This window comes from Nibribacter koreensis (genome assembly GCF_039541795.1).
Taxonomy (GTDB): domain Bacteria; phylum Bacteroidota; class Bacteroidia; order Cytophagales; family Hymenobacteraceae; genus Nibribacter; species Nibribacter koreensis.
In genome coordinates, this window is sequence record NZ_BAABGX010000002.1 from 774,116 (window position 1) to 798,718 (window position 24,603).

18 protein-coding genes are annotated in these 24,603 nt (G+C 52.5%); 11 read left to right on the forward strand and 7 right to left on the reverse strand.

Going from position 1 to position 24,603, the window contains the following annotated elements; genetic code table 11:
* Nucleotides 1-190: 190 nt before the first annotated feature.
* On the reverse strand, nucleotides 191-1,006 hold the full coding sequence (gene mutM, locus ABD880_RS10585; RefSeq protein ID WP_345165592.1) for a DNA-formamidopyrimidine glycosylase: 816 nt from the start codon (nucleotides 1,004-1,006) through the stop codon (nucleotides 191-193).
* Between the two features lie 222 nt (nucleotides 1,007-1,228).
* On the opposite strand from mutM, the gene ABD880_RS10590 reads away from it, so the two are divergent.
* The 4 genes from ABD880_RS10590 to msrA all read left to right on the forward strand — a co-directional run bounded on the left by ABD880_RS10590 (nucleotide 1,229) and on the right by msrA (nucleotide 6,983).
* The gene (locus ABD880_RS10590; RefSeq protein WP_345165595.1) at nucleotides 1,229-1,774 is read left to right on the forward strand and encodes a YfiT family bacillithiol transferase; all 546 of its coding nucleotides are present in this window, start codon (nucleotides 1,229-1,231) and stop codon (nucleotides 1,772-1,774) included.
* A gap of 263 nt (nucleotides 1,775-2,037) precedes the next feature.
* Nucleotides 2,038-5,562, forward strand: a complete 3,525-nt coding sequence (locus tag ABD880_RS10595) for a DUF7948 domain-containing protein (RefSeq protein ID WP_345165598.1) — start codon at nucleotides 2,038-2,040, stop codon at nucleotides 5,560-5,562.
* Nucleotides 5,563-5,628: 66 nt separating this feature from the next.
* The gene (locus tag ABD880_RS10600) at nucleotides 5,629-6,186 is read left to right on the forward strand and encodes a hypothetical protein (protein WP_345165601.1); all 558 of its coding nucleotides are present in this window, start codon (nucleotides 5,629-5,631) and stop codon (nucleotides 6,184-6,186) included.
* Between the two features lie 134 nt (nucleotides 6,187-6,320).
* Nucleotides 6,321-6,983, forward strand: coding sequence for a peptide-methionine (S)-S-oxide reductase MsrA (gene msrA, locus ABD880_RS10605; RefSeq protein WP_345165603.1), 663 nt, complete (start codon nucleotides 6,321-6,323; stop codon nucleotides 6,981-6,983).
* 72 nt (nucleotides 6,984-7,055) lie between these two features.
* Here msrA and ABD880_RS10610 read toward each other — a convergent pair whose 3' ends face one another.
* Both ABD880_RS10610 and ABD880_RS10615 read right to left on the reverse strand, forming a co-directional pair.
* Nucleotides 7,056-7,391 carry a histidine kinase gene (locus tag ABD880_RS10610; RefSeq protein ID WP_345165604.1) on the reverse strand — a complete coding sequence of 112 codons (336 nt, stop codon included), beginning with the start codon at nucleotides 7,389-7,391 and terminating at the stop codon, nucleotides 7,056-7,058.
* 43 nt (nucleotides 7,392-7,434) lie between these two features.
* On the reverse strand, nucleotides 7,435-8,694 hold the full coding sequence (locus ABD880_RS10615) for a PAS domain-containing protein (protein WP_345165605.1): 1,260 nt from the start codon (nucleotides 8,692-8,694) through the stop codon (nucleotides 7,435-7,437).
* A 383-nt stretch (nucleotides 8,695-9,077) separates the two neighbouring features.
* Here ABD880_RS10615 and mfd point away from each other — a divergent pair, with 383 nt between their 5' ends.
* The 3 genes from mfd to ABD880_RS10630 all read left to right on the forward strand — a co-directional run bounded on the left by mfd (nucleotide 9,078) and on the right by ABD880_RS10630 (nucleotide 16,453).
* Nucleotides 9,078-12,434 carry a transcription-repair coupling factor gene (mfd, locus tag ABD880_RS10620; RefSeq protein WP_345165608.1) on the forward strand — a complete coding sequence of 1,119 codons (3,357 nt, stop codon included), beginning with the start codon at nucleotides 9,078-9,080 and terminating at the stop codon, nucleotides 12,432-12,434.
* A gap of 121 nt (nucleotides 12,435-12,555) precedes the next feature.
* A complete protein-coding gene (locus ABD880_RS10625; RefSeq protein ID WP_345165611.1) occupies nucleotides 12,556-16,020 on the forward strand; it encodes a PAS domain-containing protein in 3,465 nt (1,154 codons plus the stop codon).
* A gap of 22 nt (nucleotides 16,021-16,042) precedes the next feature.
* Nucleotides 16,043-16,453, forward strand: a complete 411-nt coding sequence (locus ABD880_RS10630; RefSeq protein WP_345165613.1) for a response regulator — start codon at nucleotides 16,043-16,045, stop codon at nucleotides 16,451-16,453.
* Between the two features lie 100 nt (nucleotides 16,454-16,553).
* Here the strand turns inward: ABD880_RS10630 and ABD880_RS10635 are convergent, their stop codons facing one another.
* Nucleotides 16,554-16,706, reverse strand: a complete 153-nt coding sequence (locus tag ABD880_RS10635; RefSeq protein ID WP_345165615.1) for a hypothetical protein — start codon at nucleotides 16,704-16,706, stop codon at nucleotides 16,554-16,556.
* A 219-nt stretch (nucleotides 16,707-16,925) separates the two neighbouring features.
* On the opposite strand from ABD880_RS10635, the gene ABD880_RS10640 reads away from it, so the two are divergent.
* From ABD880_RS10640 to ABD880_RS10650, 3 genes are all read left to right on the forward strand, one after another.
* Nucleotides 16,926-17,888 carry a hypothetical protein gene (locus ABD880_RS10640; RefSeq protein WP_345165618.1) on the forward strand — a complete coding sequence of 321 codons (963 nt, stop codon included), beginning with the start codon at nucleotides 16,926-16,928 and terminating at the stop codon, nucleotides 17,886-17,888.
* A gap of 250 nt (nucleotides 17,889-18,138) precedes the next feature.
* Nucleotides 18,139-18,717 carry a uracil-DNA glycosylase family protein gene (locus ABD880_RS10645; RefSeq protein ID WP_345165621.1) on the forward strand — a complete coding sequence of 193 codons (579 nt, stop codon included), beginning with the start codon at nucleotides 18,139-18,141 and terminating at the stop codon, nucleotides 18,715-18,717.
* A gap of 49 nt (nucleotides 18,718-18,766) precedes the next feature.
* A complete protein-coding gene (locus ABD880_RS10650) occupies nucleotides 18,767-19,918 on the forward strand; it encodes a pyridoxal phosphate-dependent aminotransferase (protein WP_345165623.1) in 1,152 nt (383 codons plus the stop codon).
* Nucleotides 19,919-20,403: 485 nt separating this feature from the next.
* On the opposite strand, the gene ABD880_RS10655 is transcribed toward ABD880_RS10650, so the two are convergent.
* Entirely contained in the window at nucleotides 20,404-20,931 is a 528-nt protein-coding gene (locus ABD880_RS10655; RefSeq protein ID WP_345165625.1) for a 5' nucleotidase, NT5C type, read from the reverse strand.
* A 138-nt stretch (nucleotides 20,932-21,069) separates the two neighbouring features.
* Between ABD880_RS10655 and ABD880_RS10660 the strand changes: the two genes are divergently transcribed.
* A complete protein-coding gene (locus ABD880_RS10660; protein ID WP_345165628.1) occupies nucleotides 21,070-21,849 on the forward strand; it encodes an amidohydrolase in 780 nt (259 codons plus the stop codon).
* 113 nt (nucleotides 21,850-21,962) lie between these two features.
* Here ABD880_RS10660 and ABD880_RS10665 read toward each other — a convergent pair whose 3' ends face one another.
* Nucleotides 21,963-22,361 carry a hypothetical protein gene (locus ABD880_RS10665; RefSeq protein WP_345165630.1) on the reverse strand — a complete coding sequence of 133 codons (399 nt, stop codon included), beginning with the start codon at nucleotides 22,359-22,361 and terminating at the stop codon, nucleotides 21,963-21,965.
* Between the two features lies 1 nt (nucleotide 22,362).
* Nucleotides 22,363-24,603 (reverse strand): T9SS type A sorting domain-containing protein, encoded by a 2,241-nt coding sequence (locus tag ABD880_RS10670; RefSeq protein WP_345165633.1) that lies wholly within the window; start codon nucleotides 24,601-24,603, stop codon nucleotides 22,363-22,365.

The window sequence follows — 24,603 nt, forward strand, 5'->3', positions numbered from 1 at the left end:
GTGATCATCCCCCTACCCCCTTCAAAGGGGGACGATATGCGTGTTTTCTGTAGAGACTAGGCAGTGCCTAGTCTTCTACGCATTTCTGATCCAAAATGCCTGCTCACACAAGCGGACGTTTGTGCTATGGTAGCTGAGCATAGCACATCAGCACATTAATTCATCTTCAAATTTCCAAATCTTCACATTATCACACCTGACACTGCGGGCAGAAGTACGTGGCTCTGCCGCCCACATAGTCTTTCTCAATCTTGGTTTGGCAGTGCGGGCAGTGCAGGTGCGCATCTTGGGCTCCGCCCGAAGGACGTTCATCCCACTCGCGGGCGTGGATAAGGTAATGCGCCGGGAAGTCTCTGTAAATAGCCTCTGCGTTGACGGCGGTTTCCAAGACTCTTCTGATGGAGGTCGCCAGCCGGTCTATTTCCTCTGGGGTGAGCGCATCAGCTCTTCTTTCTGGGTGTAGCCTGGCCTGGAACAACACCTCATCGGCTATCCAGTTGCCCACGCCGGGTGTGATGCGCTGGTCCAGCAGCAGGGATTTGAGCAGGCCTTTCTTTTTGGCCAAGCCTTTGGCAAGTTGTTCTGCGGTGATGGTCAAGGCGTCTGGTCCCAGCTTCTTCTGCTTTTGGAACGCCTCCACGCTGGTGGTCAGTCCCAGCCTGCCAAACTTTCTGGAGTCTATGAACGCCAACCTGAAACCGTTCTGGAAAATAAACACGGCGCGGGCAAAGCGGGGCGTCTCGGCCTCATCCTTATAATACGCCACGTCACCAGTCATCCCGAAGTGCATAGTCACCACCGCGCCATGGTCTGTGAACAGAAACAGTTGTTTGCCCAAGCGGTGCGTACCCGTAAAGGAATGGCCCATCAGCGTCTTCCTGAACTCATCCAGGTCTACCTGCAACTGGCGTCTGGGCTCCTGCACTTCCACCTCCATAATGGGCTGGTGCAGGCTAGTCTCCTCAATGAATCTTCGGTAGGTCTCTACTTCGGGTAGTTCTGGCATAGCGGCAAGGGCATCGTTTTTGGCCTGTTTTCTGGAAAATAGCCAAAAAACGGCTTCCTCACTTAAACCGGCAAGGCAGTGGATTGGTTATCAGAATCTTGGCCAAAAGGCAGGCACCATCTTTTAAAATTCAGTACAAATACGCATTGAAATATAAACCCGAGGCATGGCAGAAGCTGATTGTATTTTGGTAAATTTGGTAAACTCATAAGCTTTGCGTGTATGGAAACTCCCACCCTTTCTCTAGAACAACTCCGTTTCCCTGTCGGTCGGTTTGAATACCCGTCCGTGTACCAGACTGCGCTCACCCAGAAATCTATTGACGTCATTGCCGGTTTGCCGGCCCAGTTGCGCGCCGCCGTAGAAGGCCTCACAGAGGAGCAACTAGACACGCCCTATCGTCCCGGCGGCTGGACCATCAGACAAGTGGTGCACCACCTGCCAGACAGCCACCTAAACAGTTACACGCGCTTCAGGCTGGCCTTAACGGAGGAGCGCCCCGTCATCAAACCATATGATGAAAACGGCTGGGCTCAATTACCAGATGCGCAATCTGCCCCTATTGAAAGCTCCCTGCAACTATTAGATGCCTTGCACCAGCGCTGGGTGATGCTTTTGCAGTCCATGAACTTCCCGCAATGGCACCGCACGTTTGTGCACCCAGAAGGCGGTGAGATGTTCCTGTTCCAGACCGTGGGCATGTATGACTGGCACAGTCGTCACCACCTGGCGCACATCACTACCCTTAAAACCAGAATGGGCTGGTAAAACCCATTTCATAATATGCTCCGTTTTCAGCCTGTTTTCTGGAAGACAGGCTGAAAACGATAAAGCCGGAAGCCTTTGCGTAGTAGTACGCAGAGGCTGCTTGCTTTTTATGAGGTGCTTCTTGATTTATGGATATTGGTGAACACTAGCTTTGTTAGAGTCTTACATAAAGACAATATTGTTCTGTCACGCCGCATTTATATCACTTAAAAACGAAAGAATATCCTCAAATTAGATTATTTTAGCCAGACCTTACTTTGGCTATGCAACTGCTTCCCCTCTTATCTATCTTCAATCTATTCTGGCAGACACTGGCCTGGACGCCTTCTGCCCAGCCTGCTGAACCGCCTGTTCCGTTTATTACTTCTGAGGCGGTGGCACCAGCAGCGCAGGGCTCTCTGGAGTTTGTGGAGAACAAGGGACAGTGGCCCAAGCAAGTGCAATTTTCGGCGGAGGTGCCAGGCGGGCGGCTTTTCTTGCAGAACAAAGGGTTTGTGTACACCCTGTATGATGCCAAGACGCTGGGCCACAAACACGCAGACCAGCCAAAGAAGCCCGGCAAAAAATCACCTGAGACGCTTTCTGATGATGAGGCACGGGTAAAAGGCCACTCTTACTCCGTTACGTTTGAAGGCGCCAGGGCCACCCCTCAGGTAAAAGGCCACGAATCCACTGCAGGCACCAGAAACTACTTTTTAGGCAATGACCCTTCCCGCTGGGGAAAAGGGGCCAGAGGATTCAGGAAGGTACAGTACCAAAACGTATACCCTGGCATTGACGTGGCCTTGTATGAGAAAGCCGGAAAGCTCAAATATGATTTCTACCTGGCCGCAGGTGCCTCTCCTAATAAGATAAAACTCACATACAGCGGAGCCAGTCAACTCAAACTACAGGACGGCCATCTGCTCATCTCCACCACCGTGGGGAACGTAACCGAGCAGAAGCCCATTGCCTACCAGTTGGTAGACGGCCGGCGCAAAGACGTGCCGTGTGCGTTTGTATTAAAGGAGAACACGGTTTCGTTTCAGTTCCCGGAGGGTTATGACCAGAAGTTGCCGCTGGTGATTGACCCGGTGGTGATCTTCTCTTCCTTTACCGGCTCTACGGCAGACAACTGGGGCTTTACCGCCACCTATGACAGCCAAGGCAACATGTACTCTGGCGGGATTGCGTTCAAGGTAGGCTATCCGGCCTCGCCGGGAGCGTTTCAGGTGAACTATGCAGACAGCGTAGACATTGCCATCATCAAATACAACACGGGGGTTTCTGGCCCCGCCGCGCGTTTGTACGCCACGTATTTGGGCGGTCGCAAAGCAGATGTGCCGCACAGCATGGTGGTCAACGCCAAAGACGAACTGCTCATCCTTTCCAGCGTAGGCTCCTTTGATTTTCCTATCTCTGCCAGCGCCTTTGATAGAACCTTTAACGGTGGTCCGCGCATTAAACCTCTAGGCAGCGGCGCCAACCCTAATTACCAGCAAGGCTCAGACATTGCCATCACGTCCTTGAGCTCAGATGGCAGCACCCTGGTGGCCTCTACCTTCTTGGGCGGCACAGACAATGACGGCTTGTTAAATCCTTTCGGGCCTAATGGCAATGACCTGGTGCAAAACTACGGAGACCAGCACCGCGGCGACATCATCACAGACCCAGATGGCAATGTGTACATTGCTTCCAGCACGTTTTCCCGTGATTTTCCGGCCAGAAACGGTTTTCAAAATCAATACGCGGGCGGCACCAATGATGCGGTTATATGTAAGCTTACTCCAAACCTGAGCCAGTTGGTATGGTCCAATTATTATGGGGGCACGGGCACAGACGCTGCCTATTCCATTCAATTAGATAAGAATAGAAACGTGTATGTGGCCGGCGGCACCACCAGCGCCGCCCTGGCTGGCACGGCCAACGGCTTACAAACGTCAAACAGCGGCGTGGTAGATGGCTTTGTGCTAAAGATTGCCAATACCGGAGACAGAATTCTAGCCGGCACGTTTATTGGCACCGATTCTTATGACCAGAGCTATTTCTTACAGTTAGACGGGCAGGAGAACGTGTATCTTTTTGGACAGACGGCCGGCAATTATCCTGTAACGGCTAATGTCTACAATGTTCCTAATGGCAAGCAGTTCATCCATAAACTCAACAACAATTTAAACGCTACCATTTTCTCTACCGTGTTTGGCACTGGCAATGCGCTTATTGACCTTTCACCTACCGCCTTTCTGGTAGATGAGTGTGAACGCATTTACATCTGTGGCTGGGGCGGGGTGACCAACGCAGGGTATGGAAACGGAAGAACCTTTGGGCTACCCACCACGCCAGACGCAGTACAGGCCACCACAGACGGCAGTGACTTTTACCTGATGCAGCTCTCGCCTAATGCCAAGGATTTGGTGTACGCTACGTTTTACGGCGGTCCGCTGGCCAATGAGCACGTAGACGGCGGCACCAGCCGGTTTGACAACCGCGGCATTGTCTACCAGGCGGTGTGCGGCGGCTGCGGCGGCTACAGTGACTTTCCGGTACCGTCTGGCGCCCATACGTACAGTGCCCTCAACAAAAGCACCAACTGCAACAACGCCTCTTTCAAGTTTGACTTTCAGACATCGGCTAATGCAGGGCCAGACCTTAGGTCTTGTTCAGCAGATGCCCCGGTTTTATTACAAGGCACGCCGGCCGGTGGTTTCTGGGCTGGCCCGGGCGTTTCTTTGGTGGGGGGCAGGTATTTCTTTACGCCAACCTCCAACTTAGTAGGAGAAAACATCCTTACCTATACCACCACCATTGAAGGCACCAATCTCTGCGTAAAGACCAATGCCCTGGTCATGACGGTAGCCTCCTCTGTTCCGCACACCATAGACGCCCCTTCCAGCGTCTGCCTAAATGGTGCCCCCATCGTTTTACAAGGAAGCCCCGCTGGTGGTACCTTTACCGTAGACGGTGCCGTTTCTACTACTTTCACCCCAAGCACGGCTGGCGTGGGGTACCATATCATCACGTATACCAGCACCGGCGCCAACGGTTTTTGTGGGTCTGTGACCAGAACCATTCAGGTACTGCCCGCTCCTACCCTTCAGCTGGGACCAGACGTAGTGCTCTGCCCTGGCAACATGGCTCCCCTTCAATTGACGGCTACTCCCGCTGGCGGAAGCTGGACGGGCAACTATGTAACGGCGGCGGGTGTTTTTACACCTCCGGCTGGTTTCACGGGTACTACCCAGGTGACGTACACCATCACCGGGGGTTGCGTAGCCACGGCTACCAAGAACATCTCGGTGGCGCCTATTCCTACGGTTCAGGCATCCTTGGCCAATAGTTGCCAGAATGATCTTTCTATTTCGGGGTACGCGCCGTTCAATGCGGTTTTTGCCAACACCACCACCGGGTCCACCAGCTACCTTTGGGACTTTGGAGACGGCGGCACCGCTACAGACAAAACCCCAACGCATACGTACCTGCAACCCGGCACTTATACTGTCAAACTCACCGTCTTCTATGGCCCCGGCTGCCAGGAGCAACGGGAGATTGGCAAGGTACTGGTAGTCAATGGCATCATGCCCAACATCTTCACGCCCAACGCAGACGGCATCAATGACACCTTTGTGCAGCGGTTCAGCTGTCTGCCCACGTCCTTAACCGTGTACAACCGCTGGGGCAAGCAGGTGTATGAAAACAAAGACTATCAACAAAACTGGACGGGAGACAACCTCTCTGAAGGCACGTATTTTTACTTACTCAAAGACACCGCCGGCAACACCGCCAAGGGCTGGGTGGAGATTGTACGATAAGTCATGGCCAGGCACTTTCCAGAGGCCTGCTGCGTTCTTATCTTTGGCATTTAACAGACAAATTTCATGGCAAGACCTCCTAGAAAAAGAATAGGCATACTCAACACTCCGCTTACCGTCTCCAAACAGTTTCTACCTGCTACCATCTTGCTGGTGGTGGGCCTCATCATGCTAGGCTTGCAGTACGGCACCAAGGGCGTGCAGAGCCCTAAAGACCTAACCGCCATTGAGGGCACCCTGAGCAACTACTCTTTTAAGAAGACCGCTGATGGGGACCTGGACTACGGCATCTGGATGCAAGAACTCACAGAGCGCTTTGTCCTGCCTAAGAACGAGGTTGCCCGTTTTGACACGGCCGCCTTCAAGGCCCAGGCCAAGATTGGCGAGCGCCTGCGCGTAGAATACAACAAGCGCGAAGACCCTGTCAAGAACGAGGGCAACCGCCGCATATACAGCCTATCTGCGCCCAAGCTAAACAAAACGTTTTTATCTGCCGAGGAAGTGCTGCGCCGTGACACCGGCGGCTGGCTGACGTGGTTGACCTATGCCCTGATTGCGGCGGGCATTGGCTTGTTCAGCTACAAATTATATCAGCAGAACCAGCAGCAGGAGACCTCTTACTAACGCTTTCCGTTTTTGGCCTGTTTTCTGTAAAACAAGCCAAAAACGAAAGAGTTTCTTGTACTGCTCATGGTCCTGCCCAGAAACTATTGCACCCTTCAACCGGTTATAGAAACGGCACCTTACCGCCTTCTTCTATGAGACCAATCATTTTCTCACTTATACTGTTGTTGGGCTTTACGTCCTGCGCCCAGAGCCAGAACAAAAAGCAGACCTCTACCACCAAAAAAGCATCTGCCGCGGCGCCGGCTAAAAAAGACGGCCTGGCCGTAGCCACGTTTGCGGGCGGCTGTTTCTGGTGCACCGAAGAATCTGCTGAAAAACTAAAGGGCGTCCATGAGGTGGTGGCTGGCTACACCGGCGGCACCGTCAAAAACCCCACGTATGAGCAGGTAACCACTGGCATGACTGGCCACGCCGAAGCCGTCCAGATTCACTATGACCCTGCCGTGATTAGCTATGAGACCTTGCTGGAAGCCTTCTTCGCGGCGCATGACCCTACCACGCTGAACCGCCAGGGACCTGACGTAGGCACCCAGTACCGCTCGGCCATTTTCTACAAAACGCCAGAAGAGAAAGCCCAGATTGACGCCTACATAGCCAAGCTCAACAGCGCGCGCGCGTTTCAGGCCCCTATTGTCACACAGGTAGAGCCGCTCAAAGAATTCTACGTAGCCGAAGACTATCATCAGGACTTCTACAAAACCAACCCGGACAACCCTTACATGCGTGCCGTCTCCAAGCCCAAGCTGGAGAAGTTTAAGCAGAAGATGGAAGGAAAGTTAAAGGATCAGGAGTAAAAGCAGCGAGGCCCTTCAAATGAAGGGCCTCGCTGCTTTTATGATAAGATGGTTCACGCGCACTAGGCCAGACTAGCTTTCTAGCCGGGCAATGAGGCTTAGAAACCTGTCAGAAAGTGCCTCTATTTCAGAGAGGCCGTTCTGGGCTTGTTCCATTTTCCCGTTGGCGTAGAGACCAAACAGAGAACGCGCGGTGGCCTCCAGGCTCTGGTAGGTTTGTTTTAGCTCCAGCATCTCGGGCTTATGAGAATACTTTTTGCCTACCGTAGAGAACCACACGGGTATGGGGCCTGAACTTGAAAAGAAGACCTCATCTACGGTGCCGCCGTACAGCACAGAGCGCACTTTTGACTTAAACAGAATATGTTTAATCCGTAACTGTTGAAAATCTATCTGTGCTTGATTCATTTAGGGCACGGTACAAGAAAGATGGACGCCAATGGCTTTGCGATTATTGATTTGCTTTCAAAGACTCCAGTTCTTGTCTAAGCTTCACTTTATCCGTGACTTCATAGCCAAACACAATGATGCCTCCTACTTTGCCGTGCTCATACAGCGGCTGGTAGATGATGTTAAAATAAGTGTCTACCAAGCGCCCGCTGTTGTCCTTGTCCAGAGCCACCCCAATTTCTTCGGCCACAAACGGGGCACCTGTGTTGTATACGTTGTCTAGTATCTGAATGAAGCCTTGCTCCACCACTTCGGGCAGGGCTTCCCGCACCGGTTTTCCCTGCAACTCCCTTTTAGGGAAAAGATTTTGATAGTGCGTGTTCACCAAGGTAAAGACGTGCTCTGGTCCGGTTAACGTGGCAAAGAGCGCTGGTGCCTGCATGATGAGGTGCTCCATGGTGGCGCGCTGGTCTTCGGCGGTTTGGTAGGCGTCCTGCAGCTGGTCAGAGAGCGCAGACAACTGCTCATTGGACTCCAACATCTCCTGCACCATGATTTTAGTGTTGTGAATGTCTGTGACGCTGCCCACCCGCATGACTACCTCCTGGTTTTCATCGCGCATGGGAACGTTTTTGAGCAAGTGCCACCGGTAATTGCCGTTCTTGTCCTTAATCCGTACCTCTAGTTGAAACTCCTCTTTGTCAGAGATGGCTTTCTCACGAAGGTTTTTCAACTGTGACACGTCTTCTGGGTGGATGGTATCTAACCATTTCACGCCCATCAAGTCGTCAAATTTTAAGCCGGTATACTCCAGCCAACGCTGGTTTACGTAGGTGCAGGTGCCGTCTGGCTCATTGGTGTGAATGAGCTGCGGCACTGCGTCCGTCAGGAACTTGAACTTGCCTTCACTGGCTTTCATGGCTTTTTTGGCCAGTTCGCGCTCTGTCACGTCATGCGTGTTCTGGATGACAAACCGCACGTTGCCGTCCTGGTCTAGCACAGGCGTATGCGAGGCCTCCCAATACCTGGTTTCAAAGCCGCCGCCGTCTGCCTCAGAGCGTTCCAGGTCATAGCGCAGCACGTCCAGGTAGTCAACCTTTTTGGTGGCAATGGCATTCTGGATAGAGACAGTCACCGGATTCTCCTCAAAGGAGGTCTCAGGGTTTTGATACACTTCCTTCAAGAACACCTTGCCCAAAATCTCCTCCCTGGTTTTTAGGGTGGTTTTGAGGTAGGTGTCGGTGGCGGCCAGAATTTTAAACTCTGGTGAGACAATGACTATGTTTTCAGGGACGTTGATGAAATAATCAAAGAACTCCATAGGAATTGTGGGCTAAGGGGAAACGTGTCAACAAAAGTAGTAAGATGCCTTTGTTTTTTAACTAACCATGCACCAGCAAATGTTAGGTTAGCCTATAGGCAGGCATTCTTAGTAAAATGGACAAGGGGCCAGAATGTTTAAGGCTTTCCATTATTTTTTCTAACAAACTGCGTTTTTGGTCTGTTTCCGGTAAAACAGGCCAAAAACGCAGGCAACCAGCCGCCTACCAGGCCGCCTTTTAACCATACTCAGGCATAGATAGACGCGTCCTTGAAAACGATTGGCCCGCCTGAGCTTTTGAAAACCAACCTCTGCCGCATCCGTTTCTACTAACCGGCAAGAATGGCTAGCTTTGCCCTCATATCTTAGGAAAGAATATCCCCTTGAAAGCAACTCAATTTTTAGAGCTATACCGTCAGGACCCCGTAGTACAGACCGTGGACCAGCGTTTGTCTACGCCAGAGCCGGTGCACGTGCAATTAAAAGGCCTGGTGGGCAGTCTGGATGCCGTGGTGGCCTCTACCCTGCAAACCATGCAGCCGCGCACGCACCTGTTCATCCTGCATGACCGCGAAGAAGCCGCCTACTTTTACAGCGACCTCTCCAGCCTGCTGGAAGACAGCCACGAGGTACTGCTGTTCCCTAGCTCCTACAAGCGCGCCTACCAGTTTGACAGCACCGAGAACGCCAATATACTATTAAGAGCCGAAGTCCTCAACCGCCTGAACGACCGCGGCAAGGCCGGCGCTTTGATCGTGACGTACCCAGAGGCCCTCACCGAGAAAGTCATCAATAAGAAATCCCTGGTGGCCAACACGCTGGGTGCCAAAGTAGGCGAAAAGCTGGACGTCAACTTCTTGACCGAGGTCCTGAACAGCTATGACTTTGAGCGCACGGATTTTGTGTATGAGGCCGGCCAGTTTGCCGTGCGCGGCGGCATCATTGACGTCTATTCCTACGCCAATGAATTGCCGTACCGTCTGGAATTGTTCGGGGATGAGATTGAAAGCATCAGAACCTTTGACCCCAACACGCAGCTTTCTGTAGAGCAGAAGAAGCAGATTAGCATCATCCCCAACGTACAGACCAAGCTGCTGCAAGAAACCAGAGAATCGTTTCTGGATTTTATTCCGGAGGACAGCAAAATCTGGGTGAAGGACTACCGCCAGACCGTAGAGGTGGTGAATGAGTCTTATGAGAAGGCTGAGCAGGCGTTCCAGGAAATGCTGGAGCATAGCGCCGGCGTGCAGGTAGTCTCCAAACCGGCAGATTTGTTTGAGAGCGGTAAGGCGTTCAAGAAAGGCTTGGAGAAATTCACCTTGATTGAGTTTGGCAAGCGCTTCAACTTTAAGAACGCCGAGGTCATCCAGTTTCAGGCGCATCCACAGCCCTCGTTCAATAAGGATTTTCAGCGGCTGGCGGCCAACCTGCATGAGAACCAGAGCAACGGCTACGTGAACGTCATCGTCTCAGAATCGCCGCGCCAGGCAGACCGCTTGCTCACCATTTTTGACGAGCTGGACCATGACGTGCGGTTCCACCATATGATGCTGGCCCTACGGGAGGGCTTTGTAGACGACCAAGTGAAACTGGTTGCCTACACAGACCACCAGTTGTTTGAGCGCTATTACAAGCATAAAACCAAAGAAGGCTACTCCAAGTCCAAGGCCCTTACCCTCAAAGAACTCAAAACCTTAAAATCCGGGGACTATGTCACGCACATGGACTACGGCATCGGGCGCTTTGCCGGGCTGGATAAAGTAGAAGTGGGCGGCAGGCTGCAGGAAGCCATTAGGTTGGTATACCGAGATGATGATTTGCTGTATGTGAGTATTCACTCGCTACACAAAATCACTAAATACACCGGCAAAGAAGGCACGCCGCCCAGCATGAGCAAGCTGGGTTCCCCGGAATGGGAGAACAAGAAAAAGAAAGTCAAAAGCAAGGTCAAAGACATTGCCGCCGAGCTTATCAGACTTTACGCCAAACGCAAGGCCGCGCCGGGGTACGCCTTCTCAAGGGACGGTTTCTTGCAGGCAGAGCTGGAGTCCTCGTTTATCTATGAAGACACGCCAGACCAAGGCAAGGCCACCGAAGACGTGAAAAACGACATGGAACAGCCGCACCCCATGGACCGGCTGGTCTGCGGGGACGTGGGCTTCGGGAAGACGGAGATTGCCATACGTGCGGCCTTCAAAGCCGCCTGTGACGGAAAGCAGGTGGCCGTTTTGGTGCCTACCACCATCCTAGCCATGCAACATTACAAGACGTTCCGGGACCGTCTGGAGGCGTTTCCGGTGAACGTGGAGTACATCAATCGCTTTAAGACCACCAAGCAGATTAAGGAAACCCTGGCCCGCGTGGCCGAAGGTAAAACTGAAATTCTCATTGGCACGCACCGGCTGGCCAGCAAGGACGTCAAGTTCAAGAACCTGGGCTTGTTAATCATTGACGAGGAGCAGAAGTTTGGTGTAAAGACCAAAGACCGCCTCAAAGAAATAAAGATAAACGTGGACACGCTCACGCTCACGGCTACTCCTATCCCTAGAACGCTTCACTTCTCTTTGATGGGCGCCCGCGACCTAAGCGTAATTGCCACGCCGCCGCCCAACCGGCAACCGGTACAGACAGAATTGCACGTATTTGATGACCTGCTCATCAGAGACGCCGTCGCGGCTGAGCTCAAACGCAAAGGCCAGGTCTTTTTTGTGCACAACCGCATTGCGGACATAGAGGAGATGGCCAACCTCATTCTCAAACTAGTGCCAGACGCCAAAGTGACCTACGCCCACGGCCAGATGGATCCAGAGGAACTTGAGAAACGCATGATGCGCTTTGTGGAGGGCGAGTATGACGTGCTGGTCTCTACCAACATCATTGAAAGCGGGCTGGACATTCCTAACGCCAACACCATCATCATCAACCGCGCGCATATGTTTGGCTTAAGTGATTTGCACCAGATGCGCGGACGCGTGGGCCGCTCCAACAAGAAAGCGTATTGTTATTTGCTCACTCCGCCGGTATCCGGTCTTCCGTCAGACGCCCGCAAGCGCTTGAGTACCCTAGAAGAGTTCTCAGACCTAGGCGAAGGCTTCAAGATTGCCATGCGGGATCTGGACATACGCGGCGCGGGCAACATGCTGGGAGGCGAGCAGAGCGGCTTCATCACAGACCTAGGCTTTGAGGCCTATCACCAGATCTTAGACGAGGCCGTGCAGGAACTAAAGGAGACCGAGTTCAAGGAGCTTTTCTTCAAGGACGTGGACCTGGACAAACTCATAGAGCCCGTCAAGGAATGTTCTATTGAGACAGACCTGGAGATTCTCATCCCAGACTACTACATCAGCAACATCTCTGAGCGCCTGCAGATGTATAGCAAACTGGACAGCGTCAAAGACCTGGAGAGTCTGAACAAACTGGTGGCCGGTATGGTGGACCGCTTCGGGCCCATGCCCGAGCAGGTAGAGCAATTGGTGACTATTGTAAAGATGCGTTGGGAGGCCTGTCACCTTGGTTTTGAGAAGCTTACCCTCAAGAAAGAGACGCTCAAGGGCTACATTCCTAGCCAGAACAACGACCCCTTCTTCCAGTCCGAAACCTTTAGCCGCATTTTACAGTACGTGCAGCAACACTCACGCCGTTCCAGACTCAAAGAAGCCAAAGACAAACTCATTGTCATTGTAGAGAACGTGTCTACCTTGGCTTCGGCGCAAGACATTTTTGAAGACCTGAAGGCGTAGCTACTTCCGTTTTTGGCCTGTTTCCCCCAAAACAGGCCAAAAACGCCAATTTTATGGGGCTACTGGAAACAATTAGCCCATGCCAGAGCTTTACTGGTAGTATTATTTGACTTTCTATCTCATGACCTCTGTTACAGGCCAAAGTACCGCTCTTGACATACTCTCTGTTTTCAGGGCGATGCCGGGCCTACACCTCATCCTCTCTCCCACGCTCATCATTCTGGAGGCCAGTGACGCCTACCTGGCCCACACGTTTAAGACCAGGGCCATTCTGGGCCAATACCTGTTTGACGTCTTCCCAGACAACCCTAACAACCGGGCAGCCAATGGAGCGCATAACCTTAAGCAGTCCCTAGCATATACCCTTCAGCACAAAGTCCCCCATACCATGGAGGTGCAGCGGTATGACGTGTTGAACCAAGATAAGTTTGAAGAGAAATACTGGCAGCCACTCAACGCACCGGTCTTGAGTGATACGGGAGAGGTGCTCTACCTCATTCATACCGTCCAGGATATTACAGACCAGCAACTGCAGAAAATAGAACAGGAGATAACCAGAGACAACATGACCGCCATGTTAGAAGCCTCTGCCGGCGTCTCCTGGGAGTATGACATGCACAGCGACAAGTTGTTCTGGGGAAAGAACTTTGAGCAGTTTTTTGGCTACCCGGTCAACAAAGAAGGCGAGTCTCCCGCGCAATGGGATGCCCGCGTGCACCCTACAGACCTGCCCCAGATTAAGGCCAGTTTTGCGAAGACCCTAGAAAACAAGGAGAAAGTCTGGACGGGCAAGTACCGGTTCTTAAAGGCAGATGACACGTACTCGCCTGTAGTAAACCACACCTTCATTCTCTACCACCCAGAAGGAAAGCCTTACCGCATGCTGGGCACCCTGCTCAACATTGAAGGCGTGCACCGGGCAGAGCAGCTGGCCAAAGAGAACCTGGAGCGCTTTGAGCTTTTGGCCAAGGCCACCAATGACGTCATCTGGGACTGGAATCTGGAGACCAACTACGTCTGGTGGAATGACGGTTTCAAGGTCACGTTTGGCTACAAACAAGAAGACATTGAGCATGACGCCAACTCCTGGTACGGCCGTATTCACCCAGAGGACGTAGAGCGTGTGGTAGAAAGCATCCACCACGTCATAGACAGTGAAACCGGCACCAACTGGCAGGATGAGTATAGGTTCAGGAAAGCAGACGGCTCTTACGCAGACGTTTTTGACCGTGGCATCATCTCCCGCAACAAAGCTGGCAAGCCCGTTCGCATGATTGGGGCCATGCTGGACATTACAGAGAAAAACAAATACGCCGCAGACATCAAAGCCAGTGAAGAGCACTTCAGGGCGTTGTTGGAGGGCATTCCAGAAATTGCCTGGGTAAGCCGTGCCGATGGCCAAATCTACTATTATAACAGGGCGTGGTTTACGTACACAGGCACTACGTCAACAGAACAGCGCTGGCAAGACATCATCCACCCAGAAGACATTGAATCTACCAACCAGATTTGGGCCCAGGCCCTGGCCACTGGCAAAGAATACGTCAACGAGGCCCGGCTAAGACGCGCCTCTGACGGGCAGTACCGGTGGTTTAGCATCAAAGCCACTCCCTTACGCAGTGACAACGGCAGCATTCTGGCCTGGATTGGCGTTAACACAGACATACAGGAACAGAAGAACATTCAACAAAAGCTCAAAGAGCGGGATGAGTACGTACAACGCATGCTGGCCCAGTCACCGGTGCAGTTTGCCGTACTTAAAGGCCCAAGCTGGATCATTGACTTTGCCACTCCGCAGTTTAAGCAGCTGGTAGGCCAGCGTGACCTTGTAGGCAAGACCTTTAAGTCTGTGTTGCCAGAACTGAAAAGCCAGGGCTATTTTGAAATCATTGAGAACGTCTATACTTCGGGCAAAACCTACTTCGGAAATGAGTCTGCGGCCTTCTTAGACAGACACGGGAACGGTCAACTAGAACTGGGTTATTTTAACTTTGTCTACCAACCACTCTTTGATGACCAGCAACAAGTAGAGGGCATCTTAATCTTGATAGTAGAAGTGACGGAACAAGTGTTGGTACGCCAAGAAGCTGAACAGTTGGCCCAAGACTTAAAGATCTCCCATGAGCGCACGCTCAACCTCTTAGAGGCCCTGCCCCACATGACCTTTACCACCAAGCCCAACGGCGAAGTGGACTACTACAGCCCCAAATGGTATGACGGCTACCTGGGTACCAATTTTGAAAGCCTGCAGGGCTGGGGGTGGCAGAACTTTCTGCACCCAGATGACCTGGAGCGCACCACCACCCAATGGATTAACTCCCTGGAAACCGGCCATGAGTTTGAGATAGAAAACCGCTGGAAGTCCAAAGAAGACGGCCAGTACCGTTGGTTCCTGATCAGAGGCGTTCCGGTGCGTGACTCAGAGGGAAACATCACCCAGTGGGTAGGCACGCATACGTATCTAGAGGACCAGAAACGCACGTTGCTGGCGCTGGAGGAAAGCACCAAGAACTTCCAGTTTCTGGCAGACTCCATGCCGCAGCTGGTCTGGACCACAGACGCCAACGGCTATCATGACTACTTCAACCAACAGTGGGTAGAATACACCGGCTATGACGTAGAGGCCAGCAAAGGCACCCAGATGTGGAACAACCTGCTGCACCCAGAGGACCAGGCCCGGGCCGAAGCCCGCTGGCACCAGTCCCTGACCACGGGTGAGCCCTATGAGATTGAATACAGGTTCAAGCGCGCCGCAGACGGTGAATGGCGCTGGTTCCTGGGCCGGGCCCTGCCCCAGCGCAACCCCCAGGGAGAGATAGTGAAATGGTTTGGCACCTGCACAGAGATTGAGGATCAGAAACGCAACGAGGCCCTCATGGAGCAGACCAACCAGGAACTAATGAACATCAATGAAGACTTGGACAGCTTTGTGTACACGGCCTCGCATGACTTAAAGCTGCCCATCATCAACATGGCCCGCATCTTTGAGGAGCTTACCAAAAGCGCCACGTTCCAGGACCCAGACGCCAACCTGCTCATTGGCATGTTCAACAAGTCGCTCACCCAGATACAGGGCACCATCCATGACCTGGCAGAGATTGTGAAGGTGCAGAAGAACATAGACTCGCACCAAGAGAAGGTAGTGCTCACAGACTTAGTGGAGGAGGTAAAGCTGAGCATCCAGGACTTGTTGCAAAAAAACAACGCCAAGGTAACCACGCACCTAGAAGAAGCGCCTTCGCTGCTGTTCTCCAGGGTTAACCTTAAGAGCATTCTGTATAACCTGGTAAGCAACGCCGTCAAGTACCGCTCACCGCAACGCACGCCAGAGGTGATGATTACCTCTGCCCATGAAGAGGGTTTTCTGGTCCTCACCGTGCAGGACAACGGCATGGGCATAGACCTGGAGAAGCACAGCGTTAAACTGTTCCAGATGTTTAAACGTTTCCATAACCATGTAGACGGCTCTGGCCTGGGACTTTACATTGTTAACCGCATCATGCAAAAAAACGGGGGCCGCATAGAGGTGCAAAGCCAGGTTGGCCAGGGTACCACGTTCACGCTTTATTTTAAAGAAGACCTGTAAGGTTTTTAACTACCTTTACCCTATGAAACGGCTTAACCTCATATTACTGGTGGATGATGATGAAACCACCAATTACCTTAACAAGCGGCTCTTGAACAATTTGGACATTGCCGCATCCATTGAGGTGGCCACCAACGGAGAGGAGGCCCTTAAGTTTTTGCAGAGCAACCACGCCGCCGGCAACGCCAACCCAGAACTTATCCTGCTGGACATTAAGATGCCGGTCATGGACGGGTTTGAGTTTCTGGAGGAGTATGATCAACTCCCCGCAGAGCTGAAGAACTGCGTTCTGGTGATGATGCTTACCTCGTCGGCTAGCTTCTATGACCTGGAGCGCCTTAAGCAGTACAACACCGTGCAGCGCCATATCTCCAAGCCCCTGCAAGAATCGCACATCAAAGAAATCATGGAAACGTATTTTCCTGAGCAATAACCCACACGTTCTTAAAAAGAGAAGGGCTCCTTAGATCATCTAAGGAGCCCTTCTCTTTTATAGGGTTGACAGGCAGCAGGTGCCTTCTTGGCTTGCTTTTTTACAGGATGGCAGTGTTGGCGTTGGCAGGAATTGGTTGGCTGAAGGTGTTTTGCATGGGTGCCGCTTGACGGTTGGTCTGCGCGTGCGCAAACCCGGAGAGCATCAACATAAACAAGGCAAAAATACTGATCAGAGGCAAAAATCTTTTCATATCACACTACCCTCAATTTAGTTCTTCATGCTCATACTGGCTTCGGCCAGAAATGGTTATGGGTACCCAGGTGTTTTTAGCTTCTTTTCTGAAAAACAGGTCAAAAACGACTTAGAGTGCAAGGCGTTCTTAACTCTCTGCAAAGGCTATCGTAAACGTAGCAGAAGGTGCCTGCCCAACCCAGGGCAGCGCCTTATGTAAGACCAAACCAATACTACCATGCAAGACAATAAGTATAGAAACCCCAGCAGCGCAAACCAGGGAGATGAGCAAGACAACCAACGCCTGGGCCGTGACTTGTACCGCCGTGACCAGGAGCACACCCCGCAGCACCCACAGGCGCAGGGCAGCCACTGGGACCCTAGCAACAACTTCCACACGGGGCCTAGCCACCAGACCAGAAGCCACTTCCCAGAAGACCAGTATGGCATGAACTCCAACGCAGACCTGGGCGGCAGCCGCCAGAAGCACTACGGCACCAGCCAGAACAGCCCTTACCGTGCCCAGAACAGCTTAAACTACGGAGACAGCCGCAACACCCGCCAGGGACAGCAGCCGTACCCGTCTTCTTCGTCGCAAGGGCACAACAGCAACACCCACTTCTCTCCGTACGGCGACGGTCGCGGCAACTACTCGGCCATCCAGGACTCTTACGGCCGCGGGCATGACAACATCCATTCTGAGCGCATTGACCCGCGCCGCCGCATGGACGACTCTAATGAGAACTACTACCGCGGCGCCTACATGGACTCCAGAGGCGTGCGCACAGAGCCGCCGCTGCCAGAGAACAACCCCTACAATGACTGGCCCGGCGGGCGCAGCCGTTACAAGGATGATGACTACCGCTACGGCAGCGGCAACCATGACTGGTACAGAGAGCACCGCTACACAGACAATGATGGCCGCCGCGTAGACCGTGACAAGGGTGATATTCTGGATGACATGGGCGAAGGCCTGCGTGAAGCCTGGCATGACATCCGTCACGGTGCCCAGAACCTCTGGAACCGCACTACCCGCACCATGTACACCGGCGACCTGCATCCAGACCGCGACAGAGACCGCGACCATAACTATGAGTACCGCTCATATAGAGACAGAGGCCGTGAGAACGGGCCGCGCTGGTCAGATGAAAGCGACCACGGCCGCGACCCCAATACGGGGCACTACTCATCACGCCACTAATCCTTAAAACGTAAGAAGATGAAACCCATCCTCATTGCCTTGACCCTCACGTCCATCGCTATTTCCTGGATGCTCTACCGGGCATTCCCTATGGATGATGAGTCAGTGGACCACACGTTTTAAAGATTGTTTGCAAAGAACAGAAGCCAGCGCCCTTAGGTGCTGGCTTCTTTGTTTTCGGGCCTACTTCGTTTTTGGCTTATTTTCCAGAAACTAGCACAAAAACGCTGCTGCTGGTGTTAAGCACTTGATGTTGCAAGACCTCCTCACCCAGATACGCGCCTGCCAGCTATGCGCCGCGCATTTGCCTCATGGCCCCAGACCCGTTCTCAGAGCCTCTACCACTGCCAAATTGATGATTGTAGGCCAGGCACCCGGCACCAAGGTGCACGCCTCGGGCATTCCTTGGGATGACCAGAGCGGCAAGCGCCTGCGCCAATGGATGGGCCTTACGCCAGATGAGTTTTATGACGAAGCCAACATTGCCATTGTGCCCACCGGTTTCTGCTTTCCGGGCACCGGAAAATCGGGTGATTTGCCACCAAGACCCGAGTGTTTTCAGCACTGGCACCCGCAGCTGCTGCCTATGTTGCCCAATGTACAGCTCACGCTTTTGATAGGCGTCCACGCCCAAAAGGCCTTCTTACAAGATAAGGCCAAGCCCACGCTTACCCAAACCGTGGAAGCCTGGCAAGACTACCTGCCTAAGTATATGCCTTTGGCCCATCCTTCGCCCCGAAACATTGCTTGGTTTACCCGCCACCCTTGGTATGAGCAGGAGATGATTCCTACCTTACAGGAAATGGTACAGACGGTTTTGAAGGGATAGCCTACGGCATCGTTTTTTGCTTATTTTTGAGAAAACAGGCCAAAAACGCATGACCGCTCCTTCTCTCCAAAGCAAGTTACCCAACGTAGGCACCACCATCTTCACCACCATGACGCAGCTGGCCCTGCAGCACAACGCCATCAACCTGGCGCAGGGCTTCCCAGACTTTAACTGCCCACAAGAGCTGATGAACCTGGTCACGGAGGCCATGCGCCAGGGCCACAACCAGTACGCGCCAAGTGCCGGCATTCCCGCGTTGCGGCAGAAAATCAGTCAGAAGACGCAGCACCTGTACGGCCACTTGCCCAATCCAGACACTGAAGTGACCGTCACCTCCGGTGCCACCGAAGCCTTGTTTGCCGCCATTGCCGCCGTGGTCCAACCCGGAGACGAGGTGCTGGTGGTAGAGCCCTGCTATGACTCCTATGTACCGGCCATTGAACTAAGCGGCGGCGTGCCGGTATATGCCTCCCTCACCTACCCAGATTTTGCCCTAGACTGGCAGCAGATTGAAGACAAGCTCACCTCCAAGACTAGGCTTCTATTGTTAAATTCGCCGCACAACCCTACTGGCGCTGTCTGGCAACAGGAAGATTTGGACGCCCTGACCAGATTAGCCCAGAAGCATTCATTTTTGATTCTGAGCGATGAGGTCTATGAGCACATGGTTTTTGACGGGCAGCCGCATTTGAGCCTTCTGTCAGTGCCGGCCCTGGCGGAAAGGGCGTTTGTGATCTCATCCTTCGGGAAGACCTACCACACCACCGGCTGGAAAGTAGGCTACTGCATTGCCCCACCCGCGCTCACCGCAGAGTTCAGGAAAGTGCACCAGTACCTTACCTTCAGCACGGCCACGCCGTTCCAGCACGCGCTGGCTGCCTTCTTAGATAACCACGAGCATTACCTTACGCTACCCAGCTTCTACCAACAGAAACGCGACCTGTTTGCCCAGTTGTTACAACCGTCCAAGTTTGAGCTGATTCCCTGTGCTGGCACGTACTTCCAATTAGCGCGCTACGCCAACATCTCAGACAAGCCAGATGTAGAGTTTGCCCAGTGGCTCACCAAAGAAGTAGGTGTGGCCACCATTCCCATATCCGTCTTCTACCATGACCACACCGACCACCGTTTAGTGCGCTTCTGCTTCGCTAAGAAGGAGGAAACGCTAATATCTGCGGCAGAGCGTTTGTGTCAGTTGTGAGTCCTGAATCTAGAGTCAGGAATTATCAGTCACAATAGATTTCCGCCCGCCGGGCGATGAAGGCATTTCAACGTCTCTACCACTAATCCGTCTGCCCTTGACCGAGGGAAAAGAGACTGGTTAGTTTAAGTCTCTTTTCACGAGAGAGAAAGTAATGACTGTTCGATTGGCAGAGACGTAAGGCAGCTATGAAACAGATAGCTTCTCACGGTGCACCTTTATGAGCCCCCGCCCTGTCTGAGCGGTCAGCGAGTTCGGGGGCTCTTGATTCTTTTGGTTACTTTTCTCATCAAGGAGAAAAGTGACAAACCCGGGCAGAAAGTAAGAAAGAAGGAATTGGGAAGAACGGCGTTGGGAGGCAGGAGCAGAAAATAGGAATCAGCTGCACCAAGTCATCCCCCTACCCCCTTCAAAGGGGGACGAAGAAGCCCCAATTATAAAAAGTCATTTTCAGCCTAATTCCCAGAAAACAAGCCAAAAACGCCTTACAACAGTTTTTCCGCTACTTCCTTCCAGGTGTTCACGCGTTCAAACTCCGTAACATGCACATTATGGGTAGAGGTGAACAACAGCTTGCGGTCCCCAGAAAACGTACGGAGGTTCTTGACGCGGTCGTCAATCATGATGTCAGCGCCAATAATGGATTTGTCGCCGCAGAGGACGTAGTTCTGCCAGCCGATAAACGGGAAATGGTCCTGGAGCCAGTCAAACTTGTCAATGAGCGAATTCCTGAACTCCATGCCGGCGCTCACAATAAAGACCTCATACTTCTCCGTCAATGCCTTGATGACTTCCTGACTGTCGGGGATGACTTGCAGGTCTCTAAAGAAACCTTCAGCGTTGATGTATTCCCAAACCTTGGCTGAGTGCTCTGCTGGCACGGCCTCATGCACTTCTTTGCCGTGGAGCGCCTCCAAGGTCAGTTGCAGTTCGCAGTCCCGGTTGTACAATTCAATAAACTTGGCGATGGGGTCGGCCATGACCTCATCCATATCTATGGCTATCTTCAGCATCTTGGGTTTCTAAATTTCCAATGTTCTTATTCGGGTTGTACCTTGCATTAGTTGGGCAGCGCCAAGAACAATTGCTGCTTGGAGCTTTTATTACGTTCCCAATTACTAATTCTTAATTGTTAATTATTAATTTAAACCATGTTTTCTGATCTGCGCGTCTCATTGATCCAAGCTGATTTACTCTGGCATGATGCCGCTGCCAACCGGGCCAAGCTAGAGGAGAAAATCATACAGCTCCCCGAAACTGATTTGGTCATCCTGCCAGAGATGTTCACCACCGGTTTTAGCATGGAGGCGGCAGACCTGGCCGAAGAAATGACCGGCGACTCAGTGGCTTGGATGAAACAGATGGCGCAGCAGACTAAGGCTGTGGTGATGGGAAGCCTCATCATCCAAGAAGGCGGCAAGTACTACAACCGCCTTCTCTGGATGCGTCCAGACGGCACCCACGCCCACTATGACAAGCGTCACCTGTTCAGGATGGCCGGTGAGACCGAGGTGTACACCGCCGGTCAGGAGCGTTTAATTGTGGATTTGAAAGGCTGGAAAATTTGCCCGATGGTGTGCTATGACCTGCGCTTCCCGGTGTGGGCGCGCAATACGCCGCTGGCCTATGACGTGCTCATCTACATTGCCAGCTGGCCCGATCGCCGCCGTTTTGCCTGGACGACCTTGCTCCAGGCCCGCGCCATTGAGAACCTGGCCTACACCGTGGGCGTGAACCGCGTGGGCACCGATGCCAAGGGACATTACTACTCCGGTGATTCTGCCGCTTATGACTTACTGGGAGCCAGCCTTTTCCACACCGAACACCAAGAGACCGTAGAGACCATCACCTTGTCAAGGGCGCATTTAGAGGAAACCAGAACCAAGCTCCCCTGGCACCTGGACGCAGATGCTTTTCAATTGATTGATTGAGATTTCAGATGTAAAAATTTGGAGATGTGCAGATGAGGAAATTGATTGGTGCATTTTTTAATGGCCGATTGGTACATTTTCAAATTCGCTCAAGCATTTAATCTCTCAATCCTTCAATCCTTCAATTCAAAAAACGAGGCCAAAAACGGATGCAGGTCTTCCTCTAAGGTTGCTTGCGCGAAGGCAATGGCAGGCCTTGCCTTAAGGACGGTTTCTAAGTGCGCATGTTGCCCGCAGATAGCGACGGCCACTCCCGTTGTTTTCTTGAAAAGCGCATCTAGCAGTTGCATCTCTGGGCCTAGAATTTGTTTTTGGCCTGTTTTCAGGAAAAGAAGGCAAAAACGGGCTCCTTGCAAAAGCCGCTGCGCATGATGGAACAACATGGGTTCTGAGGCCTTGTCAAGATCAAACGTCGTCACATTAGGGTACTGCTTCTTCAGCCAGGTAAGCAAAGGCTTTTGGTATGTGAAGGATGCGTCTTCAGACAAATCAAAATACACCAGCGCTACCATCTTACTTGGTCACCGCCAGTTTTAACGTAGCAGTTGCCCCAGAGGCCGCCGTTACCCTAACCACGTACAAGCCGGCCGGTAGATGCGCTGTTTTAATCTGCTGGGCTTGGTGCGCATTGACAATTCCTTGCCCTACTTTGGCTCCGGCAACGCTGTATACGGTATACCTAATGGCTTTAGAAGAGTGCAAGGTAGTAAAGCCCATGGCTGGATTAGGATACAATTGTATGCCGGCCAGCACCTTTTCTGCGTCGTCTTTTATACCTAAAGGCACTGGCACAGGTGTAAAATGCCTGATACCACCGGCGTGGGTGCCCAGTAACAATTCATGGGTTTTATACCGGCCACTATACAGATCACCTGAGGCCGCTGTTACGTTGCTTCCCAAGTTCAACTGAGCACCTGTCTGGCCTTCTGCCTCCATTAAACTCTCTTCTACCGGAAAAGTGCCTGCCAGATAATCAAGAAAGGAAGGATAAAGCCGTAACACCCCGCTGTCATCTGAGGTCAAAAGGTCTGGCATTCTATCGTGGTTCAAGTCTGCCACCAGCACCTGTAGGCGCTTGCGCTCTACGTTGGCCGCAATACCGCCCAGACTCTCACTAATCAGGCCCCAAACCGGATGAAGGTTGGTGCCCGTGTTTCGGTAATAATGGAGCGCGCCAGAAGCCCTACCCACTAACAAATCCAGCACATCGTCTTGGTCTACGTCTGCGTAATACGGAACGTCTCCTTTAAAGAACAACACTCCCGTCACGGGCACGGCTTTGTTTAAGTAAAACTGCGCGTCTTGCTCATAAGAGGCCTCGTTTATGAGGTACTTTAATTCCACTACAGACGTGGCCGGGTTGAAGGCACTGTACAACAGGTCCAATTGTCCGTCTTGGTTGAGGTCTAGTAGCTGGGCTTTCAGGGATTGTAGTTCTTGCGCGGCCAACCCCAGGTAATTTTCCTCTTCTAGCCTGAAGCTGGCTTCTGAGGTGGAACCCGTGTTTCTGTACAGCATGAAAGAAGCGGCATATTTTCCATCTTTCAGGAGAGCGGTGTTCCCGATGAGCAAGTCCACATCTCCGTCCCCGTCCAAATCTCCTAATACCGGTGACGCGCCTTCGCCTACGTCCACCATCTGGTCCTGCAGAAACGGTTGCTTGGCGCTTTGGAACCTGGGATGCTTGCCTGACCCTGTATTGGCGTACACCCACACCGAGTTTTTAAGATCCACGTTGCGGTGGGCGTTGTTGGTCATGTTAGGCGCTACCACTAAATCTGGCAGTCCGTCAAAGGTGACGTCCAAATAATACGCCGCCGGAAAAACGCTAAATTGGTTGCCGGTAATGTCTGGCGGCAGGTTGCGCTCTGCGCTGGTGATTTTAGGACTCTGTACCGTCCCAGTGTTTAGAAGGCTTACCAGGTCTGGGCAGTCGTCATGGCCCGCCAGCAAATCTAGCACGTCATCTGCGTTCAGGTCTAGGGCCAGCACACTAGACCCACCCACGTGGTTGATAGATGGACAAGCCTCCCCGTTGAATCTGTAGGTATTGCAGGGACCACCTACGCAGCGTGTTACCCGTCCCCATTGTGATGAGGTCTTGGTGAATTTCATTTGCGCGCACGGCAGGTTTTCCTCTACCTGTAGGTTCTGGAAATACTCCAGTTTGGTACCTCCAGACCATTCCCACATCAGAATGTCCAGGTCGCCGTCATCGTCCATGTCCTGAATGGCCGGCAGGTCTTCTGAGCCTACGGTCAGGTTCACCGTACCGTCATAGGTCAGCAAGGGATGCGTGAGGTTGAAACTAGGAGCCGTAGAAGTAGGAATGGTGGTGTTGGTATAAACCCTGATGCCTTGGCTGGTAGCTGTAAACAAGTCTGGGGCACCGTCACAGTTAAAATCTCTGAGCAGCGCAAAGAACTTAAGGTCTACGGGGAAAGCCGCCACGTACTGCGGCGCGAACTGGTATTCCCACTGGCCGTTGGCTTGCACAGCCAAGAAAGTGGACACTTTCTGCGAGCTACGGTCAAAAACAAACAAATCCTCCTGCCCGTCTTGGTTTAAGTCAATGGCTGAGAACTGCGGACTGTTAAAGCCTCCGGCCCAGGGCAGGCGAATGCCCTGGGCGTTGCTTTCTACCCTTGGCCCGGCAGTTTCCTGCAACCTTGCTTTGGATTGCGTCCAGCCGTTTTGCCCGCCTAGAGACAAACAAATTACCAAAAAGCCTAGTACCTTTAACCCTAGATTCAT

Excerpts from the sequence above, each read along its gene's own strand:
- mutM (WP_345165592.1), bottom strand. The coding sequence starts at position 1,006 with ATGCCAGAACTACCCGAAGTAGAGACCTACCGAAGATTCATTGAGGAG.
- ABD880_RS10590 (WP_345165595.1), top strand. The coding sequence starts at position 1,229 with ATGGAAACTCCCACCCTTTCTCTAGAACAACTCCGTTTCCCTGTCGGT.
- ABD880_RS10595 (WP_345165598.1), top strand. The coding sequence starts at position 2,038 with ATGCAACTGCTTCCCCTCTTATCTATCTTCAATCTATTCTGGCAGACA.
- ABD880_RS10600 (WP_345165601.1), top strand. The coding sequence starts at position 5,629 with ATGGCAAGACCTCCTAGAAAAAGAATAGGCATACTCAACACTCCGCTT.
- msrA (WP_345165603.1), top strand. The coding sequence starts at position 6,321 with ATGAGACCAATCATTTTCTCACTTATACTGTTGTTGGGCTTTACGTCC.
- ABD880_RS10610 (WP_345165604.1), bottom strand. The coding sequence starts at position 7,391 with ATGAATCAAGCACAGATAGATTTTCAACAGTTACGGATTAAACATATT.
- ABD880_RS10615 (WP_345165605.1), bottom strand. The coding sequence starts at position 8,694 with ATGGAGTTCTTTGATTATTTCATCAACGTCCCTGAAAACATAGTCATT.
- ABD880_RS10625 (WP_345165611.1), top strand. The coding sequence starts at position 12,556 with ATGACCTCTGTTACAGGCCAAAGTACCGCTCTTGACATACTCTCTGTT.
- ABD880_RS10630 (WP_345165613.1), top strand. The coding sequence starts at position 16,043 with ATGAAACGGCTTAACCTCATATTACTGGTGGATGATGATGAAACCACC.
- ABD880_RS10635 (WP_345165615.1), bottom strand. The coding sequence starts at position 16,706 with ATGAAAAGATTTTTGCCTCTGATCAGTATTTTTGCCTTGTTTATGTTG.
- ABD880_RS10640 (WP_345165618.1), top strand. The coding sequence starts at position 16,926 with ATGCAAGACAATAAGTATAGAAACCCCAGCAGCGCAAACCAGGGAGAT.
- ABD880_RS10645 (WP_345165621.1), top strand. The coding sequence starts at position 18,139 with ATGTTGCAAGACCTCCTCACCCAGATACGCGCCTGCCAGCTATGCGCC.
- ABD880_RS10650 (WP_345165623.1), top strand. The coding sequence starts at position 18,767 with ATGACCGCTCCTTCTCTCCAAAGCAAGTTACCCAACGTAGGCACCACC.
- ABD880_RS10655 (WP_345165625.1), bottom strand. The coding sequence starts at position 20,931 with ATGCTGAAGATAGCCATAGATATGGATGAGGTCATGGCCGACCCCATC.
- ABD880_RS10660 (WP_345165628.1), top strand. The coding sequence starts at position 21,070 with ATGTTTTCTGATCTGCGCGTCTCATTGATCCAAGCTGATTTACTCTGG.
- ABD880_RS10665 (WP_345165630.1), bottom strand. The coding sequence starts at position 22,361 with ATGGTAGCGCTGGTGTATTTTGATTTGTCTGAAGACGCATCCTTCACA.
- ABD880_RS10670 (WP_345165633.1), bottom strand. The coding sequence starts at position 24,603 with ATGAATCTAGGGTTAAAGGTACTAGGCTTTTTGGTAATTTGTTTGTCT.